General features: G+C 36.1%; 14 protein-coding genes and 2 pseudogenes. 6 read left to right on the top strand and 10 right to left on the bottom strand.

Translation table 11 applies throughout. The annotated features are described in order from the left end of the window. Positions 1-475 precede the first annotated feature (475 nt). Entirely contained in the window at positions 476-661 is a 186-nt protein-coding gene (locus AC1DKZ_RS21715; RefSeq protein ID WP_033713836.1) for a hypothetical protein, read from the top strand. Here the strand turns inward: AC1DKZ_RS21715 and AC1DKZ_RS21710 are convergent. From AC1DKZ_RS21710 to AC1DKZ_RS21685, 6 genes and pseudogenes are all read right to left on the bottom strand, one after another. Beyond that, entirely contained in the window at positions 658-897 is a 240-nt protein-coding gene (locus AC1DKZ_RS21710; protein WP_016127659.1) for a hypothetical protein, read from the bottom strand. The genes AC1DKZ_RS21715 and AC1DKZ_RS21710 overlap by 4 nt on opposite strands. Positions 898-904: 7 nt before the next feature. Further along, on the bottom strand, positions 905-1747 hold the full coding sequence (locus tag AC1DKZ_RS21705; RefSeq protein WP_476997015.1) for a hypothetical protein: 843 nt from the start codon (positions 1745-1747) through the stop codon (positions 905-907). 447 nt (positions 1748-2194) lie between these two features. Next, entirely contained in the window at positions 2195-2467 is a 273-nt protein-coding gene (locus AC1DKZ_RS21700) for a hypothetical protein (protein WP_025148143.1), read from the bottom strand. After that, entirely contained in the window at positions 2446-2883 is a 438-nt protein-coding gene (locus tag AC1DKZ_RS21695; protein ID WP_341114430.1) for a hypothetical protein, read from the bottom strand. Before AC1DKZ_RS21695 ends, AC1DKZ_RS21700 begins: the two co-directional genes overlap by 22 nt. Positions 2884-3020: 137 nt before the next feature. Further along, positions 3021-3110 (bottom strand): annotated as a pseudogene (locus AC1DKZ_RS21690) (DUF2922 family protein); the annotation flags it as partial. A 21-nt stretch (positions 3111-3131) separates the two neighbouring features. Continuing rightward, positions 3132-3356 (bottom strand): DUF1659 domain-containing protein, encoded by a 225-nt coding sequence (locus AC1DKZ_RS21685; RefSeq protein WP_002016256.1) that lies wholly within the window; start codon positions 3354-3356, stop codon positions 3132-3134. A gap of 111 nt (positions 3357-3467) precedes the next feature. On the opposite strand from AC1DKZ_RS21685, the gene AC1DKZ_RS21680 reads away from it, so the two are divergent. Continuing rightward, positions 3468-3953, top strand: coding sequence for a VanZ family protein (locus tag AC1DKZ_RS21680; RefSeq protein ID WP_002184633.1), 486 nt, complete (start codon positions 3468-3470; stop codon positions 3951-3953). A 154-nt stretch (positions 3954-4107) separates the two neighbouring features. Here the strand turns inward: AC1DKZ_RS21680 and AC1DKZ_RS21675 are convergent, their stop codons facing one another. After that, positions 4108-6864: a DEAD/DEAH box helicase gene (locus tag AC1DKZ_RS21675; RefSeq protein WP_002129993.1), complete on the bottom strand. Its 2757-nt coding sequence runs from the start codon at positions 6862-6864 to the stop codon at positions 4108-4110. Next, positions 6848-8467 (bottom strand): SWIM zinc finger family protein, encoded by a 1620-nt coding sequence (locus AC1DKZ_RS21670; RefSeq protein WP_476997014.1) that lies wholly within the window; start codon positions 8465-8467, stop codon positions 6848-6850. The genes AC1DKZ_RS21675 and AC1DKZ_RS21670 overlap by 17 nt, the downstream gene beginning before the upstream one ends. A gap of 247 nt (positions 8468-8714) precedes the next feature. Here AC1DKZ_RS21670 and AC1DKZ_RS21665 point away from each other — a divergent pair. Then, positions 8715-9101: pseudogene (locus AC1DKZ_RS21665) on the top strand (zinc ribbon domain-containing protein); the annotation flags it as partial. A 12-nt stretch (positions 9102-9113) separates the two neighbouring features. Further along, complete coding sequence (locus tag AC1DKZ_RS21660) at positions 9114-10487, top strand: zinc ribbon domain-containing protein (protein ID WP_476997013.1); 1374 nt, start codon at positions 9114-9116, stop codon at positions 10485-10487. A 235-nt stretch (positions 10488-10722) separates the two neighbouring features. Here AC1DKZ_RS21660 and AC1DKZ_RS21655 read toward each other — a convergent pair whose 3' ends face one another. Together AC1DKZ_RS21655 and AC1DKZ_RS21650 are read right to left on the bottom strand one after the other, a co-directional pair. Continuing rightward, complete coding sequence (locus tag AC1DKZ_RS21655) at positions 10723-11025, bottom strand: DUF3910 family protein (protein ID WP_002184639.1); 303 nt, start codon at positions 11023-11025, stop codon at positions 10723-10725. A gap of 85 nt (positions 11026-11110) precedes the next feature. Next, positions 11111-11989, bottom strand: a complete 879-nt coding sequence (locus tag AC1DKZ_RS21650; protein WP_002184640.1) for a cell wall-binding protein EntA — start codon at positions 11987-11989, stop codon at positions 11111-11113. A gap of 677 nt (positions 11990-12666) precedes the next feature. Here AC1DKZ_RS21650 and opuD point away from each other — a divergent pair. After that, positions 12667-14181: a glycine betaine transporter OpuD gene (gene opuD, locus AC1DKZ_RS21645; RefSeq protein ID WP_002184641.1), complete on the top strand. Its 1515-nt coding sequence runs from the start codon at positions 12667-12669 to the stop codon at positions 14179-14181. Between the two features lie 306 nt (positions 14182-14487). Further along, complete coding sequence (locus tag AC1DKZ_RS21640; RefSeq protein WP_000833065.1) at positions 14488-14622, top strand: hypothetical protein; 135 nt, start codon at positions 14488-14490, stop codon at positions 14620-14622. Positions 14623-14833: the final 211 nt, after the last annotated feature.

The following is a 14833-nucleotide window of genomic DNA, read 5'->3' as shown; positions in this document are numbered from 1 at the left end:
ACTAAGCTGATACTTAATGAGACTAAGCTGATACTTAATGAGACTAAGCTGATACTTAATGAGACTAAGCTGATACTTAATGAGACTAAGCTGATACTTAATGAGACTAAGCTGATACTTAATGAGACTAAGCTAATACTTTATGAGAATGAACTGATACTTCGCTAAACTGAGCTGATTTTCGTTAAACTGTGGACAAAAATTAAAACCTTATGATAAAACAAAACTATAACTACATTGAATTGAACAAAAAACTAAACTTATGGTACAATAATTCCGTCAAAAAAATCAAAAACTCCTCTCGGTGTTGGTTGCATCAAAAGGATTGAATAAATCTAATCTACATATAATTTAGATACTTAAATCACAAGTTATTATTTAAAGTCAAGTTCTTGGGAGGAACTTGTCTTTTTTATTTTTATCAAATTTATACTCAGACACAACACTCACACCGAAAAACAAGGAGGTGAATTACATGAACGATAGCAAAGAATTTTGTCCTCATTGCAACGCTAATTTGCAAGGTGATCCGATTCCTAAAGAATCACAAAAATGGTATGGCTGCACTCATTTTACTCGAAAAATCGGGATTTCAAGTATCACACGCGATACAATCTTGAACTGGCAATGTCCTGATTGTAAAAAAGAGTGGAGAAATTAAGCTTCTCCACTCTCTTTTTTATCGAAATAAGGCTTTACTACTTTCTCTATATAAGTTTCTATAGTTTCCAAACTAGCACTTATTTGTCGTTCTTCTTTTAGTTTTTCATATATTTTTTCTGGTGTTTGTCCACAAGAATAACGAGTCCATATTGCTCTTATGATAACTGGCGGTAAGGCTTCTTTGTTTTTAACTTTTCGTAGCATATTTGACCATTTATCTCGACTTCTACCCATTTTCCAATCATTTGTCACCTTTCAATTTTTCTTGAAACAACTTTTGAACAGCTAGCGATGCCGGGGCCATTTTCTGAACACCTTTTTGTTCTCTAATTTTAACTGATAATCTCTCTTTCAATTGCTCAACTCCCCCATAGTAACCATGATTTATTTTCAAGTATTCGTTTATTTTCATAGTATTGGGATATTTACGCTTTCCATCTTCAGCTATTCTTGAATTTTTCATACGATATTTATAAGCAATTTCTAACATTTCATCAGTTAATAGTGGTTTAGACCGTTTGTTTTGCCCTGTATTAATTTGTGAAGGCTTATCCAGTATTTCTGGATGTTTTTCTCTTAAACTATTTATCAGCGTTACGTGAGAGCCTTCATATGCATAATTTTCTTGCATGTAACGAAAAGTCCTCGAATAGTTATAGCGACCTGTCTTTTCTTTGTAAGATTTAAGATGTTTATAGGCAATAGCTAATTCTTCACCGCTTAATACTTTTGGCCTTCCTTTTCCTTGTTGGTTTTCAAATTTTTCATAAGCTTTTAATCTTGTTTTTAGCATTTCAATTTCCGCTTGTTTGTTTAGTAATTTAGTATTTAATAATTGCGTTTGTCTTTTTTCTTTCTCATATGAATCCCAGTTCTTTTTTATTTTGTCATTTAAAGAGTCGAGCAAGGATCTAAAGGAATTAGTTTTCATTTCAACAAAGCCTTCCTTGCTATATTGTCGTACTGGAACAATTACTTTTTGTCCATCTACGTTATGCTCTAAAGGTTTTGCACTCCCTACATCATCAATAAAATTAAAATTAGGGCTTACTTTTAAATTTTTATCCGAACCGTTATAACTCATAAGTCGCACCTCTTTTGATTTTTAATTTAAAACAATTATATCATTTTTTTAAAATATAAATGAAGGGAAACTTATAACTCATAGAGAATTTTATTTAAAAAACATAAAGGAGTTGGAGTTTATGGCGATAAAAGAACTTGTAAAACAGACTACTTTAACAGGGCGGATATCACGAATACTTAACGATTCAACAGAATTACAAAAGGAAATCCAACGTTTATCAAAACGGTTCGACAACAAAAATAGGGAGTGCGAGGTATTAAAGGAAAAGTGCGAGGAATTAAGCAAAAAATTGGCATTTTACGAAAGAATACATTCACTCAAAACTAATAAATAGCAATTAAATCCGTGAACAAGACTCAGATTTTATGTTATAATAATTCCATTAAAACAATAAAAAATCCTTTTAGTGCGCTAACACCAAAAGAATTAAAATATAACAATGTGCTATTGTTTGAAGTCAAGTTCTAATTCTTGGGGACTTGGCTTTTTATTTTTGTCAAACTTATAGTTAGACACGATATTCACCGCTTTCTTGAAATCATATTTCTCGCATAAATCCAAGAAGTAGGAACGATTTTCGTATTTTAAAATCTTTTTCCAAATATCATAATCTAATAAACCTAACAAATCAGCGTCTTCTAGCTTCTCTTTAGCAACTTGTTCATCTGTCTTATCTTCTAATATGAATCTCTTTTTCAAACCTTGTGACCATTGCAATTGCGCTTACCTTTGAAACACTCAGCATATTCTAGGAATAATTTTAAATACTTTTCATCATCTTCCTCAAGATATCTCCGTAAAAAATCAAAAGGCGTCATCGAATCATTTTTAGCTTTTTTAATATGCGCTTTACTCAGTTCCTGATCCAAACCCCAAGTACCATGTTTACTTAAATAATTTTGAGCTTCATCTCCATCTTGCAAATCCAAACCATATTTATAACTCGTACTTAATCCGAATTTTTCTAACGTTTCTTTTAATCTATCAGCTTTATTATGACCAAACGTAAGGGTTAATAAAGCGATATAACCACCTTCACTTAAAAGCATGCTGTAAATCCTTACGTCGTCTCTCACTAATTTTCGCTGCGCAAACCGGACAATTTCAAACACTTCCACAAACCAATAGGCCATTATAAAATGCCCTTTTAGTTTTTTTATGTTCCCAAACCTGAACGTTGGTTTTATTATTCACTAATCTAAGATACTTAGAAACTCGTTCATTTGGTAATGCTTTTCTTGCAACAGAAGCGTTTTTTCTATGAGGCGTGCACCCTTTTTACTGGTGTAATGGGATTTTCGATAGAAAAGGCAACTGTTTTTCCATCTTCTTTCACGAAAATTAACTCTAGTACTTGCATGCTTTATTCCCTCCTTTTTAATTATAGATTAGAAAGATCTGACGTGCTTACAAGTTGTACAGCGTGAAGTGATGATTGTTGTAGTGAAGCAAGAGCACGTGCTACTTCATGTACTTTTCCTAAATCTGCATTTGTTTTTACACGTTTGAATTGCTTGTTCTTAAAAACTGTTTTACCGTTTTTGTCTAATCCTCCGTTTAATACAAGGCGTAAAGTTAAATCCATTACGATTGTTTCAACTGCCATGTTTATCACCCCCTTTCACCTTATAAATAGGGTGTAAATGTCATGTTTTGGCGTGAAATTTTTTCTTTTTTTTGGTACTCTTAAAAGACTAAGAGAGGGGTTTTCGGAAGAATGAATCGTAAATGGTTATTTTGGATTCCTGTATTACTATGGATGGGGATTATTTTCTATTCTTCAGCTCAGCCATATAAAAAACAGGATATGCGCTCGGATATTGAGCAATATGTAAATGTTGAGTTTGTGAAAGAGCATTTTTCATGGGTATCTATCGATTATGGCGGAGGTACACCTGTTAGTATCGCAAATAAAGGTGTAGCTGGATTTGTTGAGTTTTTCCTACGTAAAGGTGCTCATTTTATGGTGTTCTTTATGCTCGGCTCATTGACGTATTATGCTTTTCATCGATCGGGTTATTCGAGAAAAAGGTGCTTTGCATACGCCCTCCTTTTCGTTGCGGGGTATGCAACATTTGATGAAATTCATCAATGGTTTACAGGAGACCGTACACCGATGTGGCAAGATTCATTGCTTGATACGTGCGGCGGGTTAACAGGAATTATAATAAGCAATTGGTTTTGGCATAGAAAAAGGAGCTAATCTCAGTTAGAGATTTGCTCCTTTTTCATTTATCCCGCTATTTGTGGGAATAGAAACATCCACCTTATCCAGCATTAACTGTCCGTAAAAGCCCGATTGGTGAAGGCTAATAATCAGTGGGGGATGAACAAAACCCATTGATTAAAGTTTCACTTTATACGCCAAGTAATTCTTTTAGTTCGTCGGTTGATAGTTCGGTCATCCAACTATCGCTTGTAATGACGGCGTTGTTTAATGATTGTTTTCGTTCTAACATTTCATCAATCTTCTCTTCAAGTGTTCCCGTTGTAATAAGCTTATGAACGTGAACGAAGCGTTTTTGACCGATGCGATAAGCACGGTCTGTTGCTTGGTTTTCTACAGCTGGATTCCACCAACGGTCATAGTGAATAACATGGTTGGCGGCAGTTAAGTTTAATCCTGTTCCGCCAGCCTTTAACGATAAGATGAAGATGTCATACGTTCCGTTTTGGAACTGCTCAATCATCTTGTCACGCTCTTTCTTCGGTACGCTCCCGTTTAAGAAGAGGACACGCTGACCAAATGTTTCTTCTAACATACTTTTTAGCATGTTCCCCATGCCAATGTATTGAGTGAAGATTAAGCAACTTTCATTTTGGTCTTTTATATTTTCGATGAGCTCCATTACCGTTTTTGTTTTCATAGAGCGCTCGACGATATTTTGTGGTTCTTCTTCTTTCAAATAAAGGGCTGGGTGATTACAAATTTGTTTTAGCTTGTTCAGCATAAGTAATATAAATCCGCGTCTTTCAATTCCGCTTAATCCTTCTACATTTTGTAATGTATCTTGAACAAGTTGTTCATATAAGGAAGCTTGTTCGCCAGTTAGTGGACAATAAGCTTTCTGTTCTTGTTTATCTGGTAAGTTTAATGCGACCGTTTGATCTTTCTTCGTACGGCGCAGTAAAAACGGCGAGATAAACCGCTGAACTTGCTGGATTTTTCCTTCATCGCGGTCCTTTTCAATCGGTGTGACGAAGCGGCGCTGGAATTGTCCTAAGCTTCCGAGATACCCATGATTGATAAAGTCGAAAATAGACCAAAGCTCAGCAAGTCGGTTTTCCATCGGTGTACCGGTTAAAGCAATTTTGTGATTTGCTTGTAGGTTTCTTACTGCTTTCGACTGTTTCGTATGTGGGTTTTTTATATTTTGTGCTTCGTCTAAAATAACAGCGTCCCAGCATAACGTACTAAGTTCTTCTTCATCAAGCTGAGCTAATGCATAAGAAGTTAATATAACATCTGCCGATTGAAGAAAATCTTTAAATGACTCATCCTTAGATCGGTTACTTCCATAGTGTAACTGAACACGTAAACTTGGTGCGAAACGCTCAAATTCTTTTTGCCAATTTCCAAGGACTGATGTTGGTGCCACAATTAATGCAGGACCTGTTTGGAGATTGTTTTCTTTAGCGTATAGTAAGTAAGTTATCGTTTGAATACTTTTTCCGAGTCCCATATCATCGGCTAATAACGCTCCAAATCCAAGCTTTCGTAAGTATAGTAACCACTCAACACCGTGTTGTTGATATGGGCGGAGTGTTGCTTGTAGCGAAGATGGTACATCTACTTTTGGAATATCTCCAATGTGTAGAAGTTTTTGGAAAAGCTCTTCGTAATATCCATCTAGCTCGATTTCAATATCGGTAAACGGACTATCGTCTTCTACAATTTCTGTTTCTGCCGTATTAGATAAATGTTGCTGCAACACATCCTTCATTTCAAGTCCATATTTATCGGCACGGTGCATTAGTTTTTTTACTTCTTCAATAAAGGCAGGATCAAGTCTCATCCATTGACCATTTAAATTGAAAAGACGTTTGTTTTGTTCAACGAGTTCGAAAAATTCACTTTCTGATAAATCAATTCCGTCCGTTGAAATGCGCCAGTCGAAATTAACGAGCGTATTCATGCCGAAGAAAGACTGTGTTTGTGCTGTACTTTGCTTCAGCTGTACACGCAACCTCGGTTTTGTTGCTTTTAAATTTTGCCACCATGATGGTAGTAAAATTGTAATACCTGCTGCCAGTAATTCATTACTTGCTTCGGTTAAGAAGTTCCAAGCTTCCGTTTCAAAGAGTTCTTCTCGGAACTTGTCGTCCTCTTTTAGCCACGGTACGAGCTTACTGAATCCTTCTTGTGTTTCAAGGATACGTTCTTCGTAATCGTGCCATCGTTTTGGTAAGGAATCGATACTTTCATATACATATATGCGATGTGCACCACGTTTTGGTGTAACGATTGTTTCAAGCTTCCACATTTCAAGTTCTTCTTGCGGTTCTTGTAGTCTTAAGCCGACTGTAAATGGAAGATCATCTTCAATGTAACCAATTTTTCGAAGCCAATCTTCTTCATGTAGTGCTGCTTCCAATTGCCTTTTCGTAAAGTCGTAATGTTCATATAGTCTCTTTGCATCTTCCCATCCGTCATTTGAGCGAGCATCTTGCAAAATACTTTCGTTCACAGCGGCAGAGAAAAGAGATGCTAACATGTCATCTTCAATTGAGGTATTCTGAACTTTCCAAGATGGCTGCTGAGACCAATGCTTCATGTCAGGTGCGAAGCTGCCGCTGACGAAAGCGTCCCATAATTCACTTGCGTCCTTTGTAAGTGCCGTAATAGGACCGTTCATTTGCATATTTGCAAATGAATTCATCGGTTTATTTGCGATGTATTCAAATGCCTGTGCATTCGTTAACATAACGCCTTGTTTTCCCTCATACGTTGCTTCTTTTAAAAACGTTCCGTAGAAAGAAGTAGAGTGCCATGCGAATGCATTTTTTTTCCAAGTTGCTACGGATAAGAGCGTACCGCTATCATCTTCTCCCCAAAGGAACCAACCTTGACTAACGTGCTGGAGCCTAATTGTTACTTCAGTTTGTATGATCATCGATTAATTTTCCTCTCCGTAATTCCTCTTGTAGTGCACGCAGACGTGAATGTAAGTTAGCGATATGAATAATGAAAGCATCCCATTCATCAGTTCGCTTCAGTCGTTTATAAAGCATACGTAATTTCTTTAAGTAACGAACGGCACGTTTATATGATTTGCGATTTCGCTCTTCAATTGCTTCCATTGCGGCATGGTGATAAAGAGGAAGTGCTGCTTCGGGCGCTTCTTTTTCAATATCTTTCAATGGTTCTTTCAAAAGTTCGATTACTTCGAATCCATATAAGAGCTGAAGTTCCGTCCATGCATGGTATTGTTTCTTCGCAAGTACATATTGTTCATAATTTGTGAAACTATACGGTAATAGTTCTTGTAAAATCATTTCTAATCCCGCTTGTTCATTCGTATGCGTTGCATATGTCTCATACATCATCACAAATAATCGAACGATATCTTGTATGAAGACGGTATTTTCTTGTTCCGTTATCGTTTCTTTTACTTGTTTATAAGTAAAGGAAAGCCAATCTTTAGCGCGGTCCCACTCCATCGAACTTAATAACTCTTCTAACCAATAGAAGTAAAGGCTCACAACAGAAGAAGGCTGTTTTTCCAGTAATTCCATTGCCGATACATCTTTACCGTTTAAAAAGAGCAGGTGAGAAGATGCTAATGCTTTGGAAAGTGGATTGATTTTAGTATCGATTCGTTTTTTTTCTTCTTGTAGCTGCTCTTCTGTTCTTAACAGTTCACCCCATACGTGACGATAAATGAAGAATCGCTCTTGTGTATAGGCATCGGTAGAGAAGAATGCTTCATGTATGAGCCGTGCTGTTTCTTCTAAAATCGGTTTGGATTCTTCTGGAATCGCCTCTGTTTTTAGGTCCCTAACGGTAGATTCAACTTTATCAACGAATAGGCGAACGACGTTAACTGGTTGGTGATAAGAATATAGTTTGTTTGCTTCAAATTCTTGAATTTCTTCTAATAATTTTTGAAAGCAATAAAGTGCCGCGTGCAACTTAAATAATTCATGAATAGCAACGATGCGCGGAGCTTTCCGTTCTAATTTTGTATAGAAGTCTGTAAAAAGACTCATAAGAAAATACATTTGTTTATAAGTGAGCCGCGCTTGTTCTTTTTTAAATGATTCATATTCATTTTCAAAGTATGTTTGCCAACTTTTATAATCCATTTCTTCAAAAGCTGATGATTGCAATACTTGTCGTGCAGTTCGAATAGGAGGAAGAGAAGGTTTTGTATTATTTTTGAATAAAGTTAATACATCTCCTACTTGCCCAAAACTAGAAGCTGCAGATAGTAACACAGCAAGCATATGCTGACATTGCGTTGGCGCGAAGCAATCGCAATAGCTTTCAGTGACATTACGAATCGGGATGTGAACGCTATATACACTGCCTTCAGCATTTACAGTTCCGGATAGCGTATAGCCATCAAAGTCAACGTTATAGACAACACCACTACGATATAGTTGCCGAGCTGTAGCGACATGCTCTTGATCAGCAACTTGCTGTGGATCAAGCCCTTGAACGAACTCATTCGCAATCATCATAATTTCATCTTTCGTAATTGAGTCTTGCAGCATAATATTCCTCCGTACACAGATTTCTTTCCTTTACCATTATAAACAAAAAATGCTCAAAACAGAAAAAATGAAATTCTAATTACACAATTAGAAAATCATGGTAATATATATGAAGTTAATTTTGTATATTACCATATGTTTATAGGGAGAGAGTTAGCTTGTCAGATTTATAGACGAAATTAGGTAGTGGAATGAATAAGATACAAGAGGGAATAGAACAAGGAAAGCAGAAGTTGCAAATTGCACAAGAAATTGCTCAATTGAAAAAGGGAATGCAAGTGTAAATGCAGATATCGCAGAGGTTGATGAAGTAAATGATGGCTTCCATTATGGTTTATTATTACTTGTGATTCCGTTATTCCTTATGTTTAGCGCAGGTAGAAAGTTAGTAGAATTACCGACTACTAATATGTATATTACACTAGCGGTATGCAGTGGCTCTTACACAATTATGATGATTGTAATGAACATAATTTCTAAGTTTTGAATTGATGTATCTGGAAATGTAATGAATTTATTCGAGGCAATTGGCACGGTGCTATCTATGCAGAATTCATTTATATATTTAACTTTGTTTAGTTTCATTGTGACATATGTAGCGGCTTTCGCTGGAATGAAATTAGCTAAGAAATAGGGGGAGAGCATATTGAAGTTTTGTGGAACTTGTAAAAATCAGCTTGCAGACCATTTGAACTTTTGTCCTGAGTGTGGAAGTAAAGTAGAAGAAATTGCTGATCAAACAGCTTCTTCTCATTCAGAAATGCGTAGAGCAACAAGGCGAGTGAAAAGTAAGAAAAACATGTTTTTACTTATAGGTTTTGTCATTGTTGTTGCTATTTTGTTTGGCGCATATAAATTCGGTGCAAGCAAGTTTTCGAAGGAAAAGCAAGTAAATGCAATGATCGAAGCATTCCAAAAGAAAGATGTGAATGCAATCGATGAGTTTTTGAAAGTAGACGATCCAAGCTTAAAAGTGAAGACAGAAGATATTAAAGCTTACATACGTTATTTAAAGGATAATCCTTCGTACAATAAAGCATTACTGTCTTATTTACAAAAAGAAACAGTAAATCAAAAGTTAGCAAGTGATAATGCATCTTTTAAAGATGGGCAAATTATTGAAGACGGGAAAGAGTGGTTCTTATATCCGAAGTATAAGTTCAGCATGAAATCTTATTACATGAGTGTTAGCACAACTGCAAAGAATGCTGAAATATATGTAAATGATAAAAAAGAAACAGAGCTTTCTAGTGATAAAACCTCAAAAGAATTAGGTCCATACTTCCCAGGTGCTTATGTTGTAAAGGCGAAGACAGAACTTACTGAATTAGAGACAGAAAAAGAAGTAGATCTAGCAGACGAAAAGAATGGGACAGTAGAAGTGAATTTGTCACTTGAAGGAAATTATGTAACCATTTCTTCCGATGAAAGCGACGCAACTGTTTTTGTTAATGGTAAGAAACGCGGAAAATTAAGTTACGGTAGCTATAAACTTGGTCCTGTACCGACAGATGAAACGGTAGAAGTACATTTAGAGAAAAACACTGACTTTGGTGTCATTAAATCCGAAAGCATCAAAGTTGGAGACCAAAGCACATATTATTTAAAGTTCCCGAAAGAAGCTTCAAGCTCAGCAGTTGGTGACTTTGTACAAAATCATATTTATAATAACGTGCGTGCAATTGCATTAAATGATTTTAGCTTAATTGAAAGTGATTATGATAAGAGCGGGAAATCGTATAAGGAAGACCGTGATTACTTGCAATATCTACACAAAAAAGGAATTACAGAAGATTTATTAACAATGGGAATTCGTAATGTAGAGCGTCAAAGTGAAACGAAGTATAAAGTAACGACATATGAAGAATATCATATTCGTTATGGTGATGGCTCTGTAAAATTCAAAAGCTTTAATAATGACCATATCGTTACTGTTAATGGAAATGGAAAGATATTGTACCATTCTCTTGGAGCGAATAATACGCTGAAGTCAGAGGAAGTATCTGGTCCGACTCGTTAATATTAAGAGAGAGACTGTTCAATTTTGAACAGTTTCTTTTTTTATGTAGCACCGCTATTTTCAATCTTTGTCGGTAAATCGATATTTCATGTCGAACCGTTGATATATTGTAATTTATGATAGATATATTCGGAAAATCATTGATATAATTTTCTCTACTCGTATTCATGAAGGGAAAATAAAAAAGGATATCACTTAGTCGGAAAATTCTACTAGGTGATACCCTTTTTGGCAATTAGGAGCGTGTTTGCTTTAATATCGCTTGTACATATGGATCCTGTAATATTTGTTCTATAAACGGTAGCATTCCTTGCTCGAATGGAATATCAATAGGAAATGGCTTTTGAGAGCCTGGCTTTATTCCATATTGTACGATTTTGTAATGTGTATTTTCTTCAGACTTGAGCACAATTAATTTATAGCGATTGTCATCATTTGCGAGTGAGAAGTCAATTGCGATAGCATCATATGTTATATCATCTTTATATATGTACGGTTTTGGTGTACCGACCCAGTCTACCTTAGCTTTTAAATTCATGGACGTCACCTCCTTATATGTATTATATAAAAAATAAAAGCCAGCTCTCAATAAAGAGAACCGGCTGTAATTTAGCAGTCATTGGTTATTTTAAAATTTTCACTTTAACAGTTTTGCGTCCCCATTTTTGAGCAGCGCTATCTGATCCAAGTAGGATGTCGATACGGTTACCTTTAATTGCGCCGCCAGTATCTCCAGCGATAGCTTCTCCGTAACCTTCTACCCATACTTTAGATCCTAATGGGATTACTTTCGGGTCAACAGCGATCATTTTCATGTTTGGGTTCGCTGTTAAGTCATGACCCATTGCAGTTAATACACGGCCGCCGTATGTGCCACCGTTTTCACTTGGGTGAGCTGTATATGCTGTAGCTACAACTGTTAACTCACGACCATTAGAAGGTTCGCTAGTTTCAGCAGCTTTCACAGCAGGCTTAGCAGCTGGTTTTGCTTGTGCTGCAGGTGCTTGAGCTTTAGCTGGTGCTACAGTTTTAGCAGGAGCAGGTTGTTCTTGTTTCTCGATAACAGGTGCTGTACCTGTTAAGAAAGGAACGTGAACATAAGCCGTTTTCCCGTTATATTCAAATTGTAACCACTCATTTTGTACTTGGTTCGTTGTTTCGATCATATCGTCTTTCTTAAGCGTTCCAAGAATTTCTGAGTTTGTGTTCGCTTCAGCACGTACATTTAATACGTTAGCTGTTACATAGTAAGAGTTCTTTGTAAACTCTGCACTTACGAATGCGTCTTTACCATCTAATTTGATTTGTGACCATCCGTTTTCTGTATTTAGAACATCTAATTTATGACCATTCTGTAATTTACCGACAACTTTTGATTCAGTAGTAGGGTTTTCTCGTACGTTTAGTACGTCTGTTGTTACAACAGTTTCTGCATTAGCAGATGCGGTGAAAATCCCAAGACCAAAAACTGCTGCTGTTGCTATTCCAATTAATTTTTTCATGATAGCCTCCATTGCGTTTGTTTTCGTGTCCTCATTATAGCAACAGATTTTTTCGGATTTTGGGAAAACACACAATTACAAACCATTCGTAATAAGTCGTTAACACTTTGTAATATAGCTAGAATGAGAGGAAAGCGTTTTTCATTCCATATAATTAGTAGGTTTCTAGTTATATTCAAAATGTTTAATACAGTATATTTTTTTCGGTGTAAATAAAAATATTACAGGGGTGTTACGTGATGATTACTATACAGTTACACTCCTTGAGTATTTTACCGTTTTATGGGTAATATAGTTATATAAACATAAACATCTCGTTTGTGAAGTTATAAACACGCGCTATATACTAGCAAAAAACCGCATAATTGTTACAAGAAGAAAGGGTTGTAAAGAATAAATCTGCCCTTTTTTAAAACTGTAACACATCCTTTTTTGGAGAAATCTCTTCCCATCCGCATTTTTCTCACACAATTTGACAGTAGTATTCCAATCTTGTAGCTCTTGCAGAGTGGAAAGGTTGTACGGAAGGTAAGGCTGTCCATAAGAACTCTAATTGGTGAAGGCAAAACTAAGAGAGCCGAAAGAAAATCACCACAAAAAACTATGGTTTTCTATCCGATTTAACATATCGGAATTTATGATTTTTACAAGAAATGAAACATACGAAGGGGGATTTGATGAGGAAACTGACGAAAACATTTATTGTCTCATTAACATTATGTATTGCATTTACACTTTGGGGGATTATTCCCGAATCTATTATTGGAAAAGGTAGCTTAGGAAATGTAACGACTGTAATTCAAGCTGCGTTAGTTAGTAAGTTTGGATGGTTCTATATTATTTCCGTTTCTATTTTCTTAGGAATTGCTATTTTCTTAATTGTTTCTAAGTACGGTTCGATTCGTTTAGGTAAAGAGGATGATGAACCTGATTATAGTTATATGACATGGTTTGCTATGTTATTTAGTGCCGGTATGGGAATCGGTTTGGTTTTCTGGGGTGTCGCAGAACCGATGAACCATTTATACACACCTCCGTTTGGAGAGAGTGCGACTGAAGAGAGTGCACGCCTTGCACTTCGTTTCTCATTTTTCCATTGGGGATTACATCCGTGGGGATTATATGCACTTGTAGCATTATGTATTGCGTATTTTACATTTAGAAAAGGAAGAGCAAGTACAATTAGTGCGACAGTGGGTCCGCTATTTAAAGGCGGTGAACATGGCCGTATTGCACATACGTTTGATGTTCTAGCTGTATTTGCGACAGTATTTGGTGTGGCGACATCATTAGGACTTGGGGCAAAGCAAATTGCGGGTGGTGTTAGTTATTTAACATCCATTCCAAACTCATTACCGACACAGCTAGTAATCATCGGAATTGTAACTGTTCTTTATATGCTATCTGCGCAAACGGGACTCGATAAAGGAATTAAATATTTAAGTAATGCGAATATTATTTTAGCGTTTGCACTTATGATAATTGTATTATTTGCAGGTCCAACAAACTTTATTATGAATTATTTCACTTCAACAATCGGTTCATACATTCAAGAATTGCCAAGTATGAGTTTCCGTTTAAGTCCATTAAATGAAGGCGGAAATCAATGGATTCAGTCATGGACAATTTTCTACTGGGCATGGTGGATTGCATGGTCACCATTCGTAGGTACGTTTATTGCTCGTGTGTCACGCGGGCGTACAATTCGTGAATTTGTTGTTGGTGTGTTACTCGTACCAACAGTAATTGGTGCGCTTTGGTTCTCTGTTTTCGGAGGAACAGGTATTCACATGGAGCTATTTGATGATGCAAATATATATGGACAAATTAAAGAAATGGGCACAGAAGTAGGATTGTTTGCGATGTTAGACCAAATGGGTAGTATGGGACCGGCTTTATGTGTGTTAGCCATTTTACTTATTTCAACATTCTTTATTACATCGGCAGACTCTGCTACGTTTGTTCTAGCGATGTTAACGACACATGGTAGTTTAAACCCACCAAATCGCATTAAAATGGTTTGGGGCATTGTTCTAGCGGCATTAGCTTCGATCTTATTGTATGTTGGTGGATTAGAGGCGCTGCAAACTGCGTCGATTATTGCGGCATTCCCATTTGTATTTGTTATTTTCTTTATGATTGCAGCACTATTTAAAGAGTTGCAAAAAGAAGGACGTATGAAACAGCATTAATAATAGAAGAAAAAAATTCTGTATATATAAATAGTATTAGGACTGTCGAATGTCGGCAGTCCTTTTTCACTGTTCTATACTATTGTAGGAAAATCATTACTTTGTTACGGAATACTATAGATATCGGTAATTTAAAAAGAAAAATCGATATAGTTCGACAATATCTGATATTTTACACGTTATATTCATATTTTTGACAAAAATATGTCGGAAATGTGTTGTCACTTTTATGTATATGTGCTATATTATTTCCTGTAAGCGATTTCAAATATTTTTAAATCGCATTCAAGGGGGACATCTAGAATAATGAAACGTTACGAAAGAAAGTGGAAGCATATTTGTTTGAAACGTGTGGCACATCGCAATGTCCAAGAAAGCACGGAACCTAAGACTGAAACGCGCAAAGAGCAGCAAGAAAAGCAACTGGTTCTACAAAAATAGCAATCACTTTTTCGTATATAAATGAAGGTCGATCGTTCGTTGGGGGATGGACGTGAAATTACTTTCAGCTAAGGGGTATTGTCTGATATATAGTATTACGGTAAAAAATAAGCACAGAGCTTACGGCGCTCTGTGCTTATTTTTTATTCCGTAAAAGCCCGATTGATGAGGGCTAATAATCAGTGGGAAATGAATAACCCCACTGATTAAA

It is taken from the genome of Bacillus sp. 05T21, from assembly GCF_056396785.1.
This window is presented reverse-complemented; position numbering and strand designations above follow the sequence as displayed.

Bases quoted from the DNA above. Each gene is read 5' to 3' on its own strand.
- AC1DKZ_RS21705 (WP_476997015.1), bottom strand. From the start codon at position 1,747: ATGAGTTATAACGGTTCGGATAAAAATTTAAAAGTAAGCCCTAATTTT.
- AC1DKZ_RS21695 (WP_341114430.1), bottom strand. From the start codon at position 2,883: ATGGCCTATTGGTTTGTGGAAGTGTTTGAAATTGTCCGGTTTGCGCAG.
- AC1DKZ_RS21675 (WP_002129993.1), bottom strand. From the start codon at position 6,864: ATGATCATACAAACTGAAGTAACAATTAGGCTCCAGCACGTTAGTCAA.
- opuD (WP_002184641.1), top strand. From the start codon at position 12,667: ATGAGGAAACTGACGAAAACATTTATTGTCTCATTAACATTATGTATT.
- AC1DKZ_RS21655 (WP_002184639.1), bottom strand. From the start codon at position 11,025: ATGAATTTAAAAGCTAAGGTAGACTGGGTCGGTACACCAAAACCGTAC.
- AC1DKZ_RS21680 (WP_002184633.1), top strand. From the start codon at position 3,468: ATGAATCGTAAATGGTTATTTTGGATTCCTGTATTACTATGGATGGGG.
- AC1DKZ_RS21710 (WP_016127659.1), bottom strand. From the start codon at position 897: ATGGGTAGAAGTCGAGATAAATGGTCAAATATGCTACGAAAAGTTAAA.
- AC1DKZ_RS21650 (WP_002184640.1), bottom strand. From the start codon at position 11,989: ATGAAAAAATTAATTGGAATAGCAACAGCAGCAGTTTTTGGTCTTGGG.
- AC1DKZ_RS21685 (WP_002016256.1), bottom strand. From the start codon at position 3,356: ATGGCAGTTGAAACAATCGTAATGGATTTAACTTTACGCCTTGTATTA.
- AC1DKZ_RS21640 (WP_000833065.1), top strand. From the start codon at position 14,488: ATGAAACGTTACGAAAGAAAGTGGAAGCATATTTGTTTGAAACGTGTG.
- AC1DKZ_RS21715 (WP_033713836.1), top strand. From the start codon at position 476: ATGAACGATAGCAAAGAATTTTGTCCTCATTGCAACGCTAATTTGCAA.
- AC1DKZ_RS21670 (WP_476997014.1), bottom strand. From the start codon at position 8,467: ATGCTGCAAGACTCAATTACGAAAGATGAAATTATGATGATTGCGAAT.